The organism is Streptomyces spinosisporus, assembly GCF_022698145.1.
In the GTDB taxonomy this organism is placed as follows: domain Bacteria; phylum Actinomycetota; class Actinomycetes; order Streptomycetales; family Streptomycetaceae; genus Streptomyces; species Streptomyces spinosisporus.
On sequence record NZ_JALDAX010000011.1, the window covers coordinates 65184 to 81917 of the forward strand.

General features: G+C 70.2%; 13 protein-coding genes and 2 pseudogenes. 6 read left to right on the forward strand and 9 right to left on the reverse strand.

Annotated elements, in window-relative coordinates; genetic code table 11:
• Positions 1-11: 11 nt before the first annotated feature.
• A pseudogene (locus MQN93_RS26710) lies at positions 12-500 on the reverse strand (carbohydrate ABC transporter permease); the annotation flags it as partial.
• Between MQN93_RS26710 and MQN93_RS26715 the strand changes: the two are divergent.
• Positions 483-881: pseudogene (locus MQN93_RS26715) on the forward strand (TauD/TfdA dioxygenase family protein); the annotation flags it as partial. The pseudogenes MQN93_RS26710 and MQN93_RS26715 sit on opposite strands and share 18 nt — an antisense overlap.
• A 2-nt stretch (positions 882-883) precedes the next feature.
• On the opposite strand, the gene MQN93_RS26720 reads toward MQN93_RS26715, so the two are convergent.
• The 3 genes from MQN93_RS26720 to MQN93_RS26730 all read right to left on the reverse strand — a co-directional run bounded on the left by MQN93_RS26720 (position 884) and on the right by MQN93_RS26730 (position 4518).
• Entirely contained in the window at positions 884-1915 is a 1032-nt protein-coding gene (locus MQN93_RS26720; RefSeq protein WP_016433087.1) for an LLM class flavin-dependent oxidoreductase, read from the reverse strand.
• An 85-nt stretch (positions 1916-2000) separates the two neighbouring features.
• Positions 2001-3506, reverse strand: a complete 1506-nt coding sequence (locus tag MQN93_RS26725; protein ID WP_242711560.1) for a metallophosphoesterase family protein — start codon at positions 3504-3506, stop codon at positions 2001-2003.
• Between the two features lie 49 nt (positions 3507-3555).
• Positions 3556-4518, reverse strand: coding sequence for an MHYT domain-containing protein (locus MQN93_RS26730; protein WP_242711561.1), 963 nt, complete (start codon positions 4516-4518; stop codon positions 3556-3558).
• A 200-nt stretch (positions 4519-4718) separates the two neighbouring features.
• Between MQN93_RS26730 and MQN93_RS26735 the strand changes: the two genes are divergently transcribed.
• The 4 genes from MQN93_RS26735 (at position 4719) to MQN93_RS26750 (ending at position 9943) form a co-directional block, all read left to right on the forward strand.
• Positions 4719-6257 (forward strand): CYTH and CHAD domain-containing protein, encoded by a 1539-nt coding sequence (locus MQN93_RS26735; protein ID WP_242711562.1) that lies wholly within the window; start codon positions 4719-4721, stop codon positions 6255-6257.
• 62 nt (positions 6258-6319) lie between these two features.
• The gene (locus MQN93_RS26740; RefSeq protein ID WP_016433083.1) at positions 6320-6742 is read left to right on the forward strand and encodes a PPOX class F420-dependent oxidoreductase; all 423 of its coding nucleotides are present in this window, start codon (positions 6320-6322) and stop codon (positions 6740-6742) included.
• A gap of 231 nt (positions 6743-6973) precedes the next feature.
• Positions 6974-8119 (forward strand): MBL fold metallo-hydrolase, encoded by a 1146-nt coding sequence (locus MQN93_RS26745; protein ID WP_242711563.1) that lies wholly within the window; start codon positions 6974-6976, stop codon positions 8117-8119.
• A 177-nt stretch (positions 8120-8296) separates the two neighbouring features.
• A complete protein-coding gene (locus tag MQN93_RS26750) occupies positions 8297-9943 on the forward strand; it encodes an MFS transporter (protein ID WP_242711564.1) in 1647 nt (548 codons plus the stop codon).
• A 102-nt stretch (positions 9944-10045) separates the two neighbouring features.
• Here the strand turns inward: MQN93_RS26750 and MQN93_RS26755 are convergent, their stop codons facing one another.
• The 4 genes from MQN93_RS26755 to MQN93_RS26770 form a co-directional block, all read right to left on the reverse strand.
• Positions 10046-10933, reverse strand: coding sequence for a bifunctional 5,10-methylenetetrahydrofolate dehydrogenase/5,10-methenyltetrahydrofolate cyclohydrolase (locus MQN93_RS26755; RefSeq protein ID WP_242711565.1), 888 nt, complete (start codon positions 10931-10933; stop codon positions 10046-10048).
• 94 nt (positions 10934-11027) lie between these two features.
• Positions 11028-11945: a formyltetrahydrofolate deformylase gene (purU, locus tag MQN93_RS26760; protein WP_242711566.1), complete on the reverse strand. Its 918-nt coding sequence runs from the start codon at positions 11943-11945 to the stop codon at positions 11028-11030.
• On the reverse strand, positions 11942-12814 hold the full coding sequence (locus MQN93_RS26765) for a methylenetetrahydrofolate reductase (protein ID WP_016433078.1): 873 nt from the start codon (positions 12812-12814) through the stop codon (positions 11942-11944). Before MQN93_RS26765 ends, purU begins: the two co-directional genes overlap by 4 nt.
• Positions 12815-13087: 273 nt before the next feature.
• Complete coding sequence (locus MQN93_RS26770) at positions 13088-14446, reverse strand: aminomethyl transferase family protein (RefSeq protein ID WP_242711567.1); 1359 nt, start codon at positions 14444-14446, stop codon at positions 13088-13090.
• 243 nt (positions 14447-14689) lie between these two features.
• On the opposite strand from MQN93_RS26770, the gene MQN93_RS26775 reads away from it, so the two are divergent.
• Positions 14690-15601 carry a LysR family transcriptional regulator gene (locus MQN93_RS26775; RefSeq protein WP_242711568.1) on the forward strand — a complete coding sequence of 304 codons (912 nt, stop codon included), beginning with the start codon at positions 14690-14692 and terminating at the stop codon, positions 15599-15601.
• Between the two features lie 533 nt (positions 15602-16134).
• On the opposite strand, the gene MQN93_RS26780 is transcribed toward MQN93_RS26775, so the two are convergent.
• On the reverse strand, positions 16135-16629 hold the full coding sequence (locus MQN93_RS26780) for a MarR family winged helix-turn-helix transcriptional regulator (protein WP_242711569.1): 495 nt from the start codon (positions 16627-16629) through the stop codon (positions 16135-16137).
• Between the last annotated feature and the right edge of the window lie 105 nt (positions 16630-16734).

Sequence of the window (16734 nt, forward strand, 5' to 3'; positions counted from 1 at the left end):
ACTCACCCGGCTCACTGGTAGTGGACGAAACGCCGGCTGAGCCGGAACTGCAGGGCGGTGACCGCCATGATCAGCACGAACAGCAGGACTCCCACCGCGGACGCCTCGCCGAAGCGCAGCTGCTCGAACGCCGTCTCGTAGATGACCATCACGACGGTGCGCGTGGAGTCGCCGGGGCCGCCGTCGGTGAGGACGTAGGGCTGCTCGAAGACCTGGAGGGCGTTGATGACGCCGACGACGGTCGCGACCAGCAGCGTCGGCGACAGCAGGGGAAGCGTCACATGCAGGTGTTTGCGCAGGCCGGTCGCGCCGTCCAGGGAGGCGGCCTCGTGGACTTCCTTGGGAATGTTGTTGAGGCCGCCGATGAACAGCAGGAACGAGAAGCCGAACTGCTGCCACACATAGACGATGACGACGGTGGCGAGGGCCGCGTGCTCCGAGGTCAGCCACGGCACCGGCGCGATCCCGACCAGCCCGAGCAGCCAGTTCACGACGCCGAAGTGCGCCATCTGCTGGACCACCAGGTCGCCTCGTTGCACCCGCTGGTCCGGGTCCACCCGGAGACGGGGGAGCGGGTGCTGTTCGTCAACGGCTACTACCTGGAGCAGATCACCGGCGTCTCCCGACCGGAGAGCCGCGCCCTGCTCGACATGCTGCTGGAGCAGACGGTCAGGCCCGAGTACACGGTGCGCTTCCGCTGGGAGCCGGGCAGCGTGGCCTTCTGGGACAACCGCGCCACGATCCATCTCGCGCCCAGCGACAACGCCCACCTGGACTTTCCGCGGATCATGCACCGGGTGATGCTGAGCGGCGACGTTCCGGTCGGCGTGGACGGCAGGCCCTCGGAGCCGCTCGTCGGGACCGAACCCGGGCGCTGGTGACCTCAGTCGGAGGGCCGCCAGCCCAGTGCGGGACCGAGCTTCGTGGCCATGTCGGTGAGGATCTGTACGTAGTCCTCGTGCTCGAAGGTGAACGGCAGCGCGAACGCCACCTCGTCCACCTCGCGGAACGCGGCGTGGGCGCGCAGGCGTTCGGCGATCTCCTCGGAGGTGCCGACGATGTCCGGCGCGAACAGCAGACGGGCCGGGCCCTGCGGTGATGCCGTACGGGGGGTGCGCGCGGCCGCGTACTCCTCGTACCTGGCGCGCTGTTCGGGGGTTGCGGAGTCGGTGGGGATGACGACCAGGCCCTGGGAGACCCGGGCGCTGTCGCCGTCGGGGTGGTGGGCGCGGAAGGCGCGGATGTGCGAGAGCTGGATCTGCGCGAAGTCGAAGTCCGGCCCCTCGGCCCCCTCTGCCTTGACGACGCTGCTGACCAGGAAGTTCATGCCCTGCTCGCCCGCCCAGCGCGCCGAGCCGAGGCTGCCGCCGCCGTACCACATCCGGCGTCCCAGACCGGGGGAGTGCGGCTGCACGTGGTCGGAGAACGTCTCGAATCCCTCGACGCCGCTGAAGCCGGTGGCGCTCTCGCCGCGGACGAAGGCCAGCAGGCGCCGCACCCGCTCGTAGGAGAAGTCCTCCGCGTCGGCGGTGTCCGGGTACAGCGCCTCCTTGACCTGCTCGTAGTGCATCGGCGGGCCCACGCTGACTCCCGGGTTGACGCGTCCGCCGGACAGGACGTCCACCGTGGCCAGGTCCTCGGCGAGCCGCAGCGGGTTCTCCCAGCCGAGGGGGATGACGGCCGTGCCGAGTTCGATGCGGCGGGTGCGCTGCGTCGCCGCCGCCATGACGGCGACGGGGGAGGAGATGCCGTACTGGAGATGGCGGTGGCGCAGCCACGCGCTGTCGAAGCCGAGCCGCTCGCCCAGCTCGATGATCTCCAGCGTCGACTCGTGCCCCCGGCGCGGATCGGCCTCGTCGAACAACCCGATGGTGAGGAAGCCCAGCTTGCGCAGCGGGCGTGAGGTCGGCGGCATGGGCCCCTCCGTCAGTGATCGTTCCACGGCGTACGGAGGTGCCAACGGCGCCGTGCCCGGTGGTGTTCCCCTGAGCAGCGGCGGCTCAGCCCAGAGGGATGATCACCTCGTCCTCGACCGGCGGGTCGATCTCCTGGGCGCGGTTGCCGGTGGCCGCGAAGCAGCGCAGCCGGACGGTCTCCGGGGTGACGTCCAGCCGCAGGAAGCACTTGAAGAAGGGCGGGCTGTAGGTCGCCGAACTCGGCGAGAACAGCTGCGTGTAGATCTTGCGGACCGGGAGGCGGAAGCGCGAGGTGCGGTCGGGTCGGCCGCCGGCGCCGAGCAGGGTGGCGACGATGCGGGCGCGGCGGGTGACGCGCACCGGTCCGCCCGGGGTGCGGGTGGACGGGATGCCGAGCCGCTCGGCGATCACGGCCATCGCCTCGTTCTCGGACAGGGCGAACAGACGCCGCAGGCGCAGCCGGCGGCCGTAGAGCCCGCTGTAGAAGGCGAGGGAGTCGCCGCGCAGCGGATAGCAGCGGAAGTCCTTCTCGGTGACGTTCGCGATGTCGACGCGGGGGATGGTGTGGGTGGCGTGCATGAACGCCCCGCCGCCGCCCGCGACGACGTACTGGATGGTGCGGCCTTCCACCTGGACCGGGTAGCGCTGGTAGTTGTGGATGTCGCCGCCTATCGCCGCCACATAGTGGTGCTCGGGGTCGCGGACGATGTCGTCGACGGTGCCGTGGCCGCCCTCGATGGTGCACGGGCGGTGTTCCCCGTCGACGTACAGGGGCGAGCCGGTGATCAGGATCTTCGGGCGCGGTCCCTTGGACACCTCGCGCAGCCAGGCACCCTGTTCGGCGTCGATCGTGCCGAGCAGACCGGTGTCGATGCCTATGATCCGCAGCGGTCCGGCGTCGACGGCCCAGTACGGGCCGGGCTGGACGGCCTGTTGGGCCGGAGCCGACCGCAACTGCCGTGCCTCGTCCAGATGTTGACCGTCCGTGGCACGCGGGCGGTGCCACAGGAGGTTGCGTATCCAGGCCCGGGACACAGGGCGCGGCGCCGTCTCCGGGGGGAGCGGCGGGGCGTCGTCGCAGAAGACGCGCATGAAGGCGCCGAGGCCCTCGTACCAGTCGTGGTTGCCGGGTATCGCGTAGATCGGCGCGCGGTAGTCCCGGTACGGGCGGAAGAAGTTGGTGCCGTAGTCGTCCGCGCTGCCCACCGGGTAGATCACGTCGCTCGCGACGACGGCGAAGTCCGTGTCCTGACCGACCTTCAGAAAGCCCGGCACGACGGCGTATTGAGGGTCGTCGCCCTCGCCGGTGTCGCCGATGACCATGAAGGAGAACCGGTCCTGTTCCGTCCGTCGGATCACCTTGTCGGCGGGCGCTCCGGCGGCCTCGCGCTGGGCCACCCATCGGCTGCGGGTGCGGCCGGTGGGGTCCCCGAACCAGGAGGCCAACACGCCGTTCCGCGCCGCCCACAGTGTCTTGGGGTTGAGCCAGGAGACCTTCTCGACCTGGTGCGGCATGAGTTGCTTGTAGGCGCCGCGCTCGGCTGCGCCCCAGCCGGCGCCTTCGGCGGTATCGCGTGAAGAGTCAGACACCGGTGAACCGTAACAACGATCAAGTGGGCGCTGAGAAGGGGGCCGCCGGTCACCAGTCCTGGCTGGTGGGCGGCGGAGCCCACTGCGGCGTGGACGACTGCGCCGCGGGTCCGTACGGGTCCTGCCGCGGGTAGGCCTGTTCCGGCCGGGGGCGCGCGGGGCTCACCGGTCCGCCGAGGAACGCGTTGCTGTGCTGCGGCGCGGGCTCCTGGACCTCTTCGGCGGCCGAAGTCCGTTGCCCGCCAGGGGACTTGGAGCCCGACGAGTTCCATTCGCCCTCGCCCAGCACCAGCAGCGGGTCGAACATCACCACCACTCCGGCCAGCAGCAGGAACACGGCCGGTCCCACGAGCATGGGGAACAGCAGCGAACCGGGCGAGTCGCCGGACCAGGCTCCGTTGCCCGAGCCGTGCACATGGACGCTGACGCCGGCCATGGCCGTGTAGTGCATGCCGGACACCGCCACGCCCATGACCAGACTGGCGCCGAGACTCGGCAGGAAGCCCCGGATGCTGACCGCCGCCCACAGCGCGGCGGTCGCGGCGACGATCGCGATGACGACGGACAGGACGACGGTGACGGTGCTGAGTTCGATGTTTCCGTTGACCTGCACCGCCGCCATGCCGAGGTAGTGCATGGCGGCCACGCCGATACCGGTGATCGCACCGGCGACGGCCAGAGTGACCTTGCCTGCGCCGCGATAGCCGACGATGAACACGCCGATGCCGACCACCAGAATCGCGACGGCCAGACTCAACAGGGTGAGTCCCTTGTCGTAGCGGATTCCGGTCTCCGCCACCTGGAAACCCAGCATGGCGATGAAGTGCATCGTCCAGATGCCGCTGCCGATGGCCGCGGCCCCCATCGCCAGCCAACCGGCCTTCCACGACTGTTCGTTGAGCAGGGACCGGACGATGCAGCGCAGTCCCAGCGCCCCTCCCAGGCAGGCCGTCAGATAGGCGGCCACCGGCGTCACCGCGCCATAACGAAACCCGTCAACCGTGCCTTGCATAGCCAACTCCCCCCAGAGTCACGGCAGATCGTGGAGCATTGTCTACGGGTAGGTGTGGCGTGAAGGCAAGGCATTACCGCCGGTAACTGAACAATTCTCAATTAAAGCCGGCGAACTGTGGTCGGACACCGGTGTCCCCCGGACCGGCGGGCGGAGCCTCGCGCGTGTTTGAGTCAGGCTGAGGCGTGTACGCGACGTGTATGACTCAGTCCAAGCGTGAGACAGAGCGCAAGTACGACGCTCCGTCGGCCGATGACGCCTCGTGGCTCCCGGACCTCACGGGCGTGGGCGGCATCACGTCGGTCGTGGAGAAGGGGACCCACGAGCTCGACGCCGTGTACCACGACACCGAGGACCTGCGCCTGGCCGCGGCGTCCGCCACGCTGCGCCGCAGGACGGGCGGAACCGACGCCGGCTGGCACCTGAAGCTGCCCCTGTCGGGGGACAGCCGCGAGGAGGTGCAGGCCCCGCTCTCGGAGAACCTCCCGGACGACCTGCGCGAGCTGGTGCTCTCACGCACCCGTGGTGCGGAGCTGACGCCCGTCGTGCGCATCCGGTCCACACGCAGCACCCGGCAGCTCGTCGACTCCGGCGGCACGGTCCTGGCCGAGCTGACCGTCGACGCCGTTCGGGCGCAGTCCCTGGGCGGAACCCCCACGCTGGCCGCCTGGACCGAAATAGAGGTCGAGCTCGCCGAGGGCACCGACCCGTCCCTGCTGGACGCGGTGGAGAAGACGCTGACCAGGAACGGCATCGACCGGGCGGCCGGTCCCTCCAAGCTGGCGCGGGCCCTGGAGACGACGGGACTCGGCGCACCGCGCGTGCCGGACCCGCGCGCGGAGACGGTCGAGTCCGGCACGGCGGGCGCCGAGGTGCTCGCCTACCTGGACAGTCAGGTGCGCTCCCTGGTGAACCTCGATCCCGCCGTACGCCGCGACCGCCCGGACTCGGTGCACAAGATGCGCGTCGCCTGCCGACGGCTGCGCAGCACCCTGCGTTCGTACCGCTCGGTGCTGGACCGTGAGGTGACCGACCCGATCCGCGCGGACCTCAAATGGCTGGGCGGCGAGCTGGGTGCGGAGCGTGACCAGGAAGTGCTCATGGAGGAGATCGGCGCACGGGTCGAGGCTTTGCCCACGGAGCTGGTCCTCGGACCCGTCACCGCCCGGTTGCGGGCCTGGAACGTCGCCCGCGCCGACGAGGCGCACCGGCGCAGCCTGGAGGCTCTGAACTCACCCCGCTATCTGGCCCTGCTGGACTCCCTGGCCACCCTCACGGCCCGGCCGCCACTGCGCCCCAAGGCCGCCCGCAAGCCGAAGAAGGTCATGGTCAAGGCCATCCTCAAGGAGTACGACCGCCTCGCCGCCCGGATGGCCCGCGCGCTGGAGCTCCCGCCCGGCAAGGAACGCGACGTGGCCCTCCACGAGGCCCGCAAGGCGGCCAAGAAGACCCGCTACGCCACCGAACCGGCGCGCGCGGTGCTCGGCAAGCCCGCGAAACGGCTCGGCAGGCGGGTGAAGTCTGTGCAGAAGGTGCTCGGGGAGCACCAGGACACCGTCGTGGCCCGGGACGCCCTGCGGAAGCTGGCCGTCGCGGCGCAGGCCGCCGCCGAGCCCGGTTTCACCTGGGGCCTGCTGTACGGCGGGCAGCAGGCAGTGGCCGCCGAGGACGAACGGGACCTGCCCGCCGTATGGACGAAGGCCTCGAAGCCCGAACTGCGTAAGAGGCTGTCCCGCTGAGCGAGACCTGCCCCTCGCTTGGCAGGATTGCTTCGCAACACACCGACCAGGAGGTCCCGTTCATGTCCAAGCCGCCGCTTCCGCCCGAGGCACAGGAAATGCTCAGCCGGCCCAATCCGGCGATCATGGCCACACTGCGCTCCGACGGCGCACCCGTATCCACTCCCACCTGGTACGTGTGGGACGACGGCCGCGTCCTGATCAGCCTGGACGAGGGCCGGGTCCGCCTGAAGCACCTGCGCAACGACCCCCGCGTGACGCTCACCGTCCTCGACGGCGACGACTGGTACACGCACGTCACGCTCATCGGCAAGGTCGTCGAACTGTACGACGACAAGGACATGACCGACATCGACCGCATCGCGACCCACTACATCGGCAACCCCTATCCCGACCGGGTACGCCCCCGGGTCAGCGCCTGGATCGAGGTCGAGCGGTGGCACGGCTGGGGCGCCCAGAAGGACAGCGGGCAGGCGTCCACCTGAATCCCTGAGTCGGGTGTCCACCTGAATCGCTGATCCGGGTGTCCACCCGGATCCCTGATCCGGTCCGGCACGGCCCGTGCCGGACCGCATGGCGGCAGGCGACTCGACGGTGCGGGGGCGAACACGTTTCGCTGCGCGCAACCTCATGCTGCGCGCCGGGGCGTAGACCGTGTCGCGCCCGGTGACGACTGTGGCAGCGCACCATTCGAGCCGCGCCAAGGAGTTGCCGCCATGTGTGAGCCGACGAGCGATGCCCCGGACCCGTATCCGTCCCGCAGAAGGCTGCTCGGCACCGTGGCGGCCTCGGCCACCGCGGTCGCCGTTCCCCTGCTCGGCACCGACCGGGCTCACGCCACCGAACGGACCACGGCTGCTGGGAACTCCGCAACCACGGGTCCGCAGGGCACCGGCAAGGCCCTGTCGGTGACGCTCCTGGGCACGAACGGCGGACCCCCACCGCTCGCGACCCGCTACGGCATCTCCTCCGCACTCGTCGTCAACGGACGTACGTACGTGGTCGACTGCGGACGAGGAGCAGTGACCCAGTACCTCCGCGCCGGGCTCTCGATGCCCTCGCTGGCCGGCATCTTCCTCACCCATCTGCACGCCGACCACATCGCCGACTACTACGCCTTCCCCATGCTGGCGGCCGGTGCCGCGGGAGCCCAGGGCTTCCACACCCCCGTCGAGGTCCACGGCCCCGGGCCCGCCGGCATCGCCTCCACGGTCACCGGCGCGCCCGGGCCCCTCCCGGGCACGGTCGCGATGACCCGCCTCGCCGGACAGGCCTACGCGTCGTCGCCCACCTTCTTCATGGCCGAGCACACGGGCACCGACCCCGCCACCCTGCTGAACGTCCACGACGTCCTGCCCCCCGGCACCGTCGGCGCGTCCGCGACGAACACCGCGCCGGCCATGCGGCCCTTCACCGTCATGGAGAACGACGACGTGAAGGTCACCGCCGTCCTGGTCCCGCACGGCGCGGTGTTCCCCGCCTACGCCTACCGGTTCGACACCGACCACGGCAGCGTGGTCTTCTCCGGCGACACCACGCCCACACCGAACCTGGTGACGCTCGCCCGCGGCGCGGACGTCCTGGTGCACGAGGCCCTGTACCCCGAAGGGCTGACCGGCCTCGGACTGCCGCAGGCCCTGGTCGACCACATCATGGCCGGCCACACCGACGTCGCCGAACTCGGCCGTATCGCCGCCCAGTCGGACGTACGCACCCTGATCGCCACCCATCTCGGCCCCGGACAGCGGACCGCCGTCAGCGACGCCACCTGGCGCCGCCTGCTGCGCGACAGCGCACGTGACGCCGACTACGGCGGCCGGATGCTCCTCGGCTCGGACCTGATGCACGTCGCCGTCCGATAACGCGGGCCGCCCTTCAACGGCACCACCCACGACGACACACGTCACCAACGGCCAAGAGCCGTCGCCGTCGTCCACCCCTGCCGGGTGGCACGGCGCAACGGCGGCGGTCGACCCGGATCCCCGGCCCGTCGACCACCGCTCCAGCTGTTCACCCACTACTCCATGTCTCGAGGAGCCATGCCGGCCATCACATCTGCCTCGTCCCCGTCCGCACAACCAGGAGCCGCATCCCGGCACACCACCGCCACCATCGTGCTGGCCTGCCTGGGGGTGTTCGTCTCCTATCTGCCGGTCGTCGGCGTCTCCGTCGCGCTGCCGGTCATGCAGCAGGCGCTCGACGCCTCGACCGTCGGCCTCCAGTGGATCACCGACGCCTTCATTCTGCCGACCGCCGCCCTCCTGCTGACCTGCGGCATGATCGGTGAACTGTACGGGCGCAAGAAGACCTGGCTCGCCGGTCTCGTCCTGTTCGGCCTCGGCTGCCTGGTCTGCCTGACCGCCGACAGCGTCGTGCAGGTCTGCGTGGGCCAGGCACTCACCGGAGTCGGTACGGCCGCCCTGCTTCCCTCCACCCTGGCCCTGATCAGCCATGTGTGTCCGGACCACCGCAAGCGCGCCAGTGTCATCGCCCTGTGGACGGCCTCCCTGGGCCTCGGACTGACGCTCGGTCCGCTGTTCAACGGCGTGATCGTGGAGCATGCGAGCTGGCGGTGGATCTTCCTGCCGGCCCTCGTCGTCGGCGTGCTCACCGCGGTGGCCGGGGCCGTCCTGCTCACCGAGTCCCGCTCACAGCGTGAACGCCATCTCGACATCCCCGGCCAGATCCTCGCCGTCGTCGCCATCACAGGCCTGGTGTACGGCGTGATCGAGGGCGGCAGCGCCGGATGGGGCTCCGCCGAGGTCGTGATCGCCTTCGTGGTGGCCGCGGTCGGTCTGCTCGCCTTCGTCGCCGTCGAACTCCGGTCGCCCTGCCCGATGCTGGACATGCGGCTGTTCGGGTCGTCGGCCTTCTCGGGCGCCGCGCTCGTGATGGCCCTGACGCTCTTCGCCCAGGTCGGCCTGGTCTTCGCCCTGAGCGAGTACTTCGGACTCGTCCATCACGCCTCCACCTGGGACATCGGTGTACGACTCGTCGCCATCAACGGCTTCACGGTCGTGCTCGGTCCCCTCGTGGGCCGTCTGATGAACCGCACCTCGCCCGGACTGCTCCTGGTCACCGGCCTCGTGGTCGGCGGCATCGGGGCGCTGTGCGTCAACCTCTTCCACGCCTCCACCGGCACCGGGGAGGCCGCGCTCGTCATCGCGGTGCTGGGCATCGGCATCGCGCTCGCCATGGCGCCGATCACCACCATCGCCATGAACAGCCTGCCGCGCCGGCTCGCCGACACGGCGGGCGCCGCCAACAGCGCACTGCGCCAGATCGGCAGCGCGCTGGGTCCCGCGGTCTTCGGCGTGATCCTCACCAACCGCACCCTGGACACGCTGCCCGGCCATCTCGCCCAGTCCGGTCTGAGCCCGGCCGACCAGGGCGAGGTGAGCGGGCTGGTCTCCCACGTCGGCATCCAGGCCGGCGCGTTCCTGCACCTCAAGTCCCCGGAAGCCACCGGCCGGGCGCTGTCCGCCTACGGTGCGAGCTTCACGGACGCCCTGCACACCTGCGCCCTCGTCGGGGGCATCGGCATGCTGGTGGCCGCTGTGATCGCCCTCGTCATGATCGGCCTGCGCACCCGTCCGGTCCACGACACCACCCAGGCACCGGAGCCGGCGGTCCAGTCAGCCGGGGCCGCCGGGGCCGCCGGGGTGGCGGCAGGGGAGGCGAGTTGAGCAATCGGTAGTCGCTGTGGGGTGGTTGGGCATGCGCGGCGAGTCGCGGTGCTCGGCCGTCCCGTCGGCGGAGGCGTGCACCGGCGCGACCCGGTGCACGCCTCAGCACACCGGCACGGGCGCCGCCTCGGCGCCCCACTCGGCGGCGCGCAGCGTGTTGACCAGCAGCATGGCGATGGTCATCGGACCGACTCCGCCGGGTACGGGCGTGATGCGTCCGGCGATGCCGTCCAGTTCGGCAGCCCGGACGTCGCCCGCCAGTCCGTGGGGTGTGCGGTGGATGCCGACGTCGATGACGGTCGCGCCGGGCCTGACGTGCTCGGGACCGACGAGGCCACGTACGCCCGTTGCCACCACCACGATGTCGGCAGGGCGGGTGACGGCCGCGAGGTCCGCGGTGAACTCGTGCGCGACCGAGACGGTGGCGCCGCGGCGCAGCAGCAGGTGGGTGAGCGGGCGGCCCACCAACTCGCCCCACCCGACCACGGCGACGCACGCGCCCTTCAGTTCGATGCCCTCCGCGTCGAGGAGTTCGATCACTCCGCTGGGCGTACAGGGACGCAGCCCGCGCTCTCCGCGGGCCAGGCGGCCGAGGCTGGCGGTGGTGAGACCGTCGACGTCCTTGGTGACCGGGATGCGGTCGATCAGCGCCGCGGCATCCAGCTGCGGCGGCAGGGGCAGCTGCAGAAGAATGCCGGAGACGTCCGAACGGCCTGCCAACTCGTCGATGACCGAGGCGACTTCGTACTCAGTGGAATGCTCGGGCAGATGCCGGTGGACGTCCCGCATGCCGGCCTCGCGGACGGCCCGGCGCTTCGCGGCGACGTAGACCGCGCTCGCCGGATCGTCACCGACGAGGAGGGTGGCGAGGCCGGGCACGCGTCTCACGGCCGCCGCTTCGGCGACCCGCTCGGCGACCTCTGCCCTGATGCGCCGGGCGATCGACGAGCCGTCGATGGTGCGTGTCACGCCGACGAACGTGCCTGTCATGATGGCGAACCGCCTTTAGCTGGTGAACGATTCGCCCGGCCGAGAGGACGGTGTTCCCGCGCCGGGCGGTCTGCTTGTCGGAACGGGGGCGTTGCTAGGCGAAGACGATGGTGTGGTTGCCGTTGCGCACGACCCGGTCCTCGGCATGCCAGAGCACGGCGCGCGAGAGGACGGCCCGTTCGACGTCGGCGCCGCGGCGGGCGAGGTCCGTGGCCGTGTCGGCGTGGCTGACGCGGACCACGTCCTGCTCGATGATCGGCCCCTCGTCCAGGTCCTCGGTGACGTAGTGGGCGGTGGCCCCGACCAGCTTCACGCCCCGCTCCTTCGCCTTGGCGTACGGCCCGGCGCCGATGAAGGCCGGCAGGAAGGAGTGATGGATGTTGATGATCGGCACTCCGGCCTGCTCGATGAAGTCGCCGGACAGGATCTGCATATAGCGGGCGAGCACCACGAAGTCGACGTTGTCCTTGAGCAGCCGCAGATGCTCGGCCTCGGCAGCCGACTTGTCCGGCCCCATCGAGGGGACATGGAAGAAGGGGATGCCGAACGACCGTACCTCCTCGGCGACATCGGGGTGATTGGAGATCACCATCGCGATGTCGACCGGGAGTTGCTCCTGACGGTGCCGCCAGAGCAGGTCGAGCAGACAGTGGTCGGACTTGCTCGCGAAGATCGCGACCCGCTTCGGTACGGACAGGTCGCGCAGCGTGTAGGCGAGCCCGAACTTCTTGACGAGGTGTTCGTCGAGCTCGGCCCTGAGGTCGGGAAGCGCCGCCTGCAGGGCGTCCATGGTGAAGACGGTGCGCTGGAAGAAGGCGCCGCCCTGCGGATTGTCGGAGTACTGGTCCAGGGAGACGATGTTGGCGCTGTGACCGCTGAGGACGGTGGTCAGCGCGGCGACGATGCCTGTGGCGTCGGCGCCCTGGACGATCAATGAGGCTTGGTGGCCGGGCCTGTTGGTCTTCCCGGCCGGGCGAGCCGCCGAGGCCGGCACGTGCTGAGTAAGTGTCATGCCTGCAGCTCCTTCCTGAACCGGGCGACCCATTCGGCCGTGGCCCGCAGCCCGCCGAACGTGTAGAAGTGGACCTTCACCTCGCCGTGCCGCGCGGGTTCGTACCCCTCGGCCAGCGCCCGCAGAAACCGGTCCGGGCCGGCGGTGCCCATGAGATTCGTCAGCGACAGCCCGTACTTCTTGGCGATGGCCGCGCTGGTGCCGACGCCGAACCGGGCCGCGTAGGACATCAGACGCCGCACCCCGGCGGGGCCGGGGACGCCGATGCGGACCGGGAGGACGATGCCCATCCCGCGCACCCGCTCGATCCAGGCCAGCACGGGATCCACGTCGAAGCCGAACTGCGTGATGACGCTGCCTTCCAGGCCCTGCGCGGCCAGCGCCGCGCTCTTGTCCCGCAGCGCCGACCACAACACGTCCGCGGCGATGGCGGGATGCCCCTCCGGGTAACCGCTGATGCCGACGTGCCGTACGCCGTACTCCGGCAGCAGGCCCGTGTCGATCAGGGAGAGCGAGTCCTCGTACGGACCCTCCGGGCGCGTCGGGTCGCCGCCGACGGCGAATACGTTGTCGCAGGTTCCGTCGGTGCGAAGACCGGCCAGGAAGCCCTCGAAGTCGGCCTTGGAGCCCAGCCGTCGGGCCGAGAAGTGCGGCACGGGCACGAAGCCGAGCTGCTTCACGGCCCGGGCGGCGGCCAGTCGCATCTCCAGGTCCTCGTTGCCGAGGAAGGTGACGTTGACACGCGTGCCCCGGGGGATCGCATCGCGCGCCTCCTCCAGTTTGGACACGTCCTTGCCGGTCATCTCCAGCGAGAAGTCCTCCAGCAGCGATGTACTCACCGCCGCCGAGGCCGTGTTGAAGGAATTCATGGTGCTCCTAGGGCTCCTCGTGCTCCTGGTGGAAAGTGCGCGGGCGTGAGGCACCGCCGGACGCGGTCAGGGACCGGCGATCAGAGATCAACGGCCAAAGATCAGCGATCAGAGATCAGCGATCGGCGCTCGGGGCGGGAGGGGAGGGGTTCTCTCGACCGCGTGGGTGCGTGCCGGGCGGTGCCGGGCCGCGGAATCGGTCGGTCGGTGCGCCGGCGAGTGGTCTCGAGCCGACGGGCGCGGCCGGGTGGCCGGCCGCGCGGACCGGGCCGGTCAGGCGTTGCGGCGGTACTGGGTGCGCGCGTGCTGGTCGAAGGGGCTGGGCTGCACGGTGGCGCGGATGCGCGGGAAGCCGAGGTCGGCGTCGGGGTCGGTGCCGCCACCAGGGTGCTCGCCCCACGCCACGCTGACCTTGGTGCCGGGCGCGGCGTGCGAGGGGGCGATCAGCGCCTGCGCCAGCACGGTGCCGACCGGGTCGATCGATGCGATCTGCATGGTCACACCGACCAGTTCGCCGTCGCCGTCACCGTGTCCGGTCTCGACCCGGTGCCGGGCGTAGCTCAGCACGAACCCGGGGTCCCGTCCGTCTCCCACCACCCGGCGTACGTCGTCGGCGTCGAACACGAGGGTGACCTTCTTGCGCAGTTCCTCGTCCCTCGCCTTCAACAGGGCGTCCCGGCCAAGGAAGTCATGGCCGAAGTGGATCATCTTCCCGTAGCCGAGTTCGTACGGCGAGACGTAGTAATCCTCGATGTCCGGCGAGAAGTGACTGCCGTTCAGCGGGCGCTGGCCCTCGATGCCGAAGAGCGGCAAGTATCGTCGGTAGTCGAGCAGTTCGGGGTCGGAGTAGATGCCGGGGACCGGCGAGGGTATCCAGCCGCTCTCCACGCTCGGTGTGGTGTAGGCGAGGGCACCGACCTGGACCAGCCCGAGCGGTTCACCGGCCTTGAGGAACGCCTCGTGGACGTGGGCGGCGTGCTCCCAGGGGCCGATGAACTCGTATCCGGCCTGGCCCGCCATCCCGTGACGCAGGGCGCGGAAGGCGCGGCCGTCGAGGGTGACCGGCGTGGAGTGGAAGAACTTGGTCTCGGGCAGCGGTCCGCCGAAGACGCTCTCGACCAGGTCCAGAACCCTGGGCCCCTGGATCTGATAGCGGAAGAGCTTCGGGTCCTTGCCGCCGGGACGGAAGGCGGAGGAGGGATCGGTGATGCAGGAGACGTCGTAGCCGCCCTTCTCCGCGTGGTACTGCACCCAGTGCTGTGCCGCCGGGATGCCGCTGAGGAGGTAGGCGTTCTCGCCCTCGCGGGCGAGGATGCCGTCGGTCACGATGTGGCCGTGCCGGGTGACCGGCACATACTGCTTGGCCTGCCCCACCGCGAACTTCTCGAAGTTGTTGACGCCGTGGTCGGCCAGTACGCGGGTGGCGTCCGGGCCCTCGATCCACATGTCGTACATGTGGTGCGAGAGGTTGAGCAGCGCGACGCCGTCGTGCCATGCCGCCTGCTCCTGCCGCCATCCGACGAACTCGCGCTCGACGACCTCGGGGGTCCATGGTTCGGCACCGGGTTTCCACAGCAGGTCGACGGGTGAGCCCGCCTTGTCGATGCCGTCCTGGAGGCTGGGGGTTGTCATGCGGCTCCTTTCAAGAACACTGACGGTACTAAATCGATCTAGCGAGGTCGCCGACGGCACCGTGAGTGGACTTAATCGTTCTAGCGGAAGCTAACAGGCGGTCTCCGGGATTGAGGAGGTACGGGTCCCGCACGCTTTTGTTGCGCGCGACGCAAGACAGCGGCGATCTGGTCTGTTACGTTCGCTAGAACGATTAAGTAGGGCGCGTGTGCGTGCAACGGCCGACGGGAGGAGGGGGAGCTCATGGACCGCCTGCTCCTCATGCGCAGTTTTGTGACCGTCGCGCAGCTCGGCAGCTTCAGCCGGGCCGCCAGGACGCTCAACTCCTCGGGATCACTCGTCTCGCGCCATGTCGCCGAGTTGGAGCGGCAGGTGGGGGTGCGGCTGGTGAACCGCACGGCCCGCTCGGTCAGCCTCACTGAACCGGGGGTGCGCTACGCCGAGTTCGCGGCCCGCATCCTCAAGGAGATCGAGGCCGAGGACGCGAGCATCGCCCAGTTGAACGACCGCGCGGAAGGGAGCCTGGGGGTGGTCTCGCCCAAGTGGATCGGGAGCCTGGACCTCGGCGACGCCATCGCCGCGTTCTCCGCGGAGCATCCCAAGATCTGCGTGCGCTTCGAACTGGGCGGTCTGTCCGACCGCACCTACGATTTCCTGGACAGCGGATTCGACATCGCCCTGCACACCCGCGATTTGCGCGACTCCGGCGTCCGCCTGCGGAAGATCACGTCACTGCCCTTCGTGCTGTGCGCGTCGAAGGAGTACGTCGACCGGCACGGGGCGCCGGCCCACCCCAACGATCTCGCGTCCCACGACTGCCTCGTGCACGTCAACGAGCCCGTGTGGCGGCTGGGGCACGGGGCCACGTCCACCCTGCACAAGATCCGCAACGTGGCGTACTCCTCGAACTCCTACCTCGCCCTGCGCAAGGCCGCCCTGCTCGGACGCGGCATCGCCCTCCTCCCCGAGCGGTCGGCCCACGACGACCTCCTGTCCGGCACCCTGCAGACCCTGCTCCCCGCACATCCCGCCCCAGAACGACCGCTCTACGCCGTCTACGGCCCGGGACAGCCGACCCCGCGCAAGATCACCGTGTTCCTCGAGTTCTTGACGCGGTGGTTCAGGGAGCATGCCGTTGCGGCTGCGGGTGTGTAGAGGGGGAGTGCGCCCGCTGGGGCGGGGCGGCTTCTTTGGGTGGGTGGGGTTGGGTGCGGTGGATTCGGGACTGTCGCGTTGTGGCTGGCGGTGGGGCAGCGGCCGTGCGTGCCGGGGTTGCCGTCCGTCATTGGGCTCTGTGCCGGGTGTGGGGCGTAGGCGGTCTGCGGGGGCGGTGGGGTTTCGGCGGGCCCGAACGGGACCTTTCGTGCCGCGGCTGTCGGTGGGGGCGCTGATCAAGGGTTTTCGTCCCGCTTGTGCGCCGTGTCTGGTTCGGGGGCGCGGACGGACTGCGGCGGTGGAGGAGTCGTGGCGCGCTGGATCCGGGTCCCTCGCGTTGCGGCTGTCGGTGGCCCAGCGGCAGCGCCTGCCCAGGGGTTCCTGGCCGTGGCTGTGTGCCGTATGGGGTGCCATGGTGTGGGCGGGCCGCGGTGGTTGAGGGTTGCCGGCGTGCTGGTTCGGAGGGCATCGGCCCCGGTTGCCGCAGAGCGCGCGGTGGCGGCGCCCCCATGAGCGGACTCCCGGGTGTGTGGTCACGGTGTGCTGCGGGGCACCGGCCAGGGGGAAGGTTGTGAGGGGGTTTCGCCCTCCAGGGCGACGGTCAGTCTTCGTAGGGTCTCGATGGCGGCTGCCCGCTCCTCGCCGAGGATCTCGCTGAGTGCGCTGTCGGCGTGGGCGATGCGTGTGCGGCCGTCCGCGACGCCGGCGAGGCCGGTTTCGGTGAGTTCGTGGAGGACGACGCGCTTGTGCACGGGGTGCGGCAGGCGCCGTACCCAGCCGAGGCGCTCCAGTTGGGCGAGGGCCGTGGTGACGCTCTGCGGGGTGAGGCGGAAGATCCGCGCGAGGTCCGAGGCCGACATGAGACCGAGCTCGTCCAGGTGAACCGCCAGTCCGAGCTGGGTCAGCGTGACGCCCAGACCGTCGATGGCGGACTGCGTGTGCCGGTGCACCGCCTGCTGGGCCCGCCAGAGCACATGCGGAAATCCGTCCTGCCACTGGGGACCGGCCCCGCCCGCCGCCGACGTCATCGACACCCTCCGTTCGCAAGGGGACCCATTCTCCACTGTTGTCCGACGACGGCATTGTTTCAGGCATCTTCAAACTTTACAGGTGACTGATATAGCCTGACGCCC

Excerpts from the sequence above, each read along its gene's own strand:
- MQN93_RS26720 (WP_016433087.1), bottom strand. The coding sequence starts at position 1,915 with ATGCCGCCGACCTCACGCCCGCTGCGCAAGCTGGGCTTCCTCACCATC.
- MQN93_RS26730 (WP_242711561.1), bottom strand. The coding sequence starts at position 4,518 with ATGCAAGGCACGGTTGACGGGTTTCGTTATGGCGCGGTGACGCCGGTG.
- MQN93_RS26735 (WP_242711562.1), top strand. The coding sequence starts at position 4,719 with ATGACTCAGTCCAAGCGTGAGACAGAGCGCAAGTACGACGCTCCGTCG.
- MQN93_RS26740 (WP_016433083.1), top strand. The coding sequence starts at position 6,320 with ATGTCCAAGCCGCCGCTTCCGCCCGAGGCACAGGAAATGCTCAGCCGG.
- MQN93_RS26745 (WP_242711563.1), top strand. The coding sequence starts at position 6,974 with ATGTGTGAGCCGACGAGCGATGCCCCGGACCCGTATCCGTCCCGCAGA.
- MQN93_RS26750 (WP_242711564.1), top strand. The coding sequence starts at position 8,297 with ATGCCGGCCATCACATCTGCCTCGTCCCCGTCCGCACAACCAGGAGCC.
- MQN93_RS26755 (WP_242711565.1), bottom strand. The coding sequence starts at position 10,933 with ATGACAGGCACGTTCGTCGGCGTGACACGCACCATCGACGGCTCGTCG.
- purU (WP_242711566.1), bottom strand. The coding sequence starts at position 11,945 with ATGACACTTACTCAGCACGTGCCGGCCTCGGCGGCTCGCCCGGCCGGG.
- MQN93_RS26765 (WP_016433078.1), bottom strand. The coding sequence starts at position 12,814 with ATGAATTCCTTCAACACGGCCTCGGCGGCGGTGAGTACATCGCTGCTG.
- MQN93_RS26770 (WP_242711567.1), bottom strand. The coding sequence starts at position 14,446 with ATGACAACCCCCAGCCTCCAGGACGGCATCGACAAGGCGGGCTCACCC.
- MQN93_RS26775 (WP_242711568.1), top strand. The coding sequence starts at position 14,690 with ATGGACCGCCTGCTCCTCATGCGCAGTTTTGTGACCGTCGCGCAGCTC.
- MQN93_RS26780 (WP_242711569.1), bottom strand. The coding sequence starts at position 16,629 with ATGACGTCGGCGGCGGGCGGGGCCGGTCCCCAGTGGCAGGACGGATTT.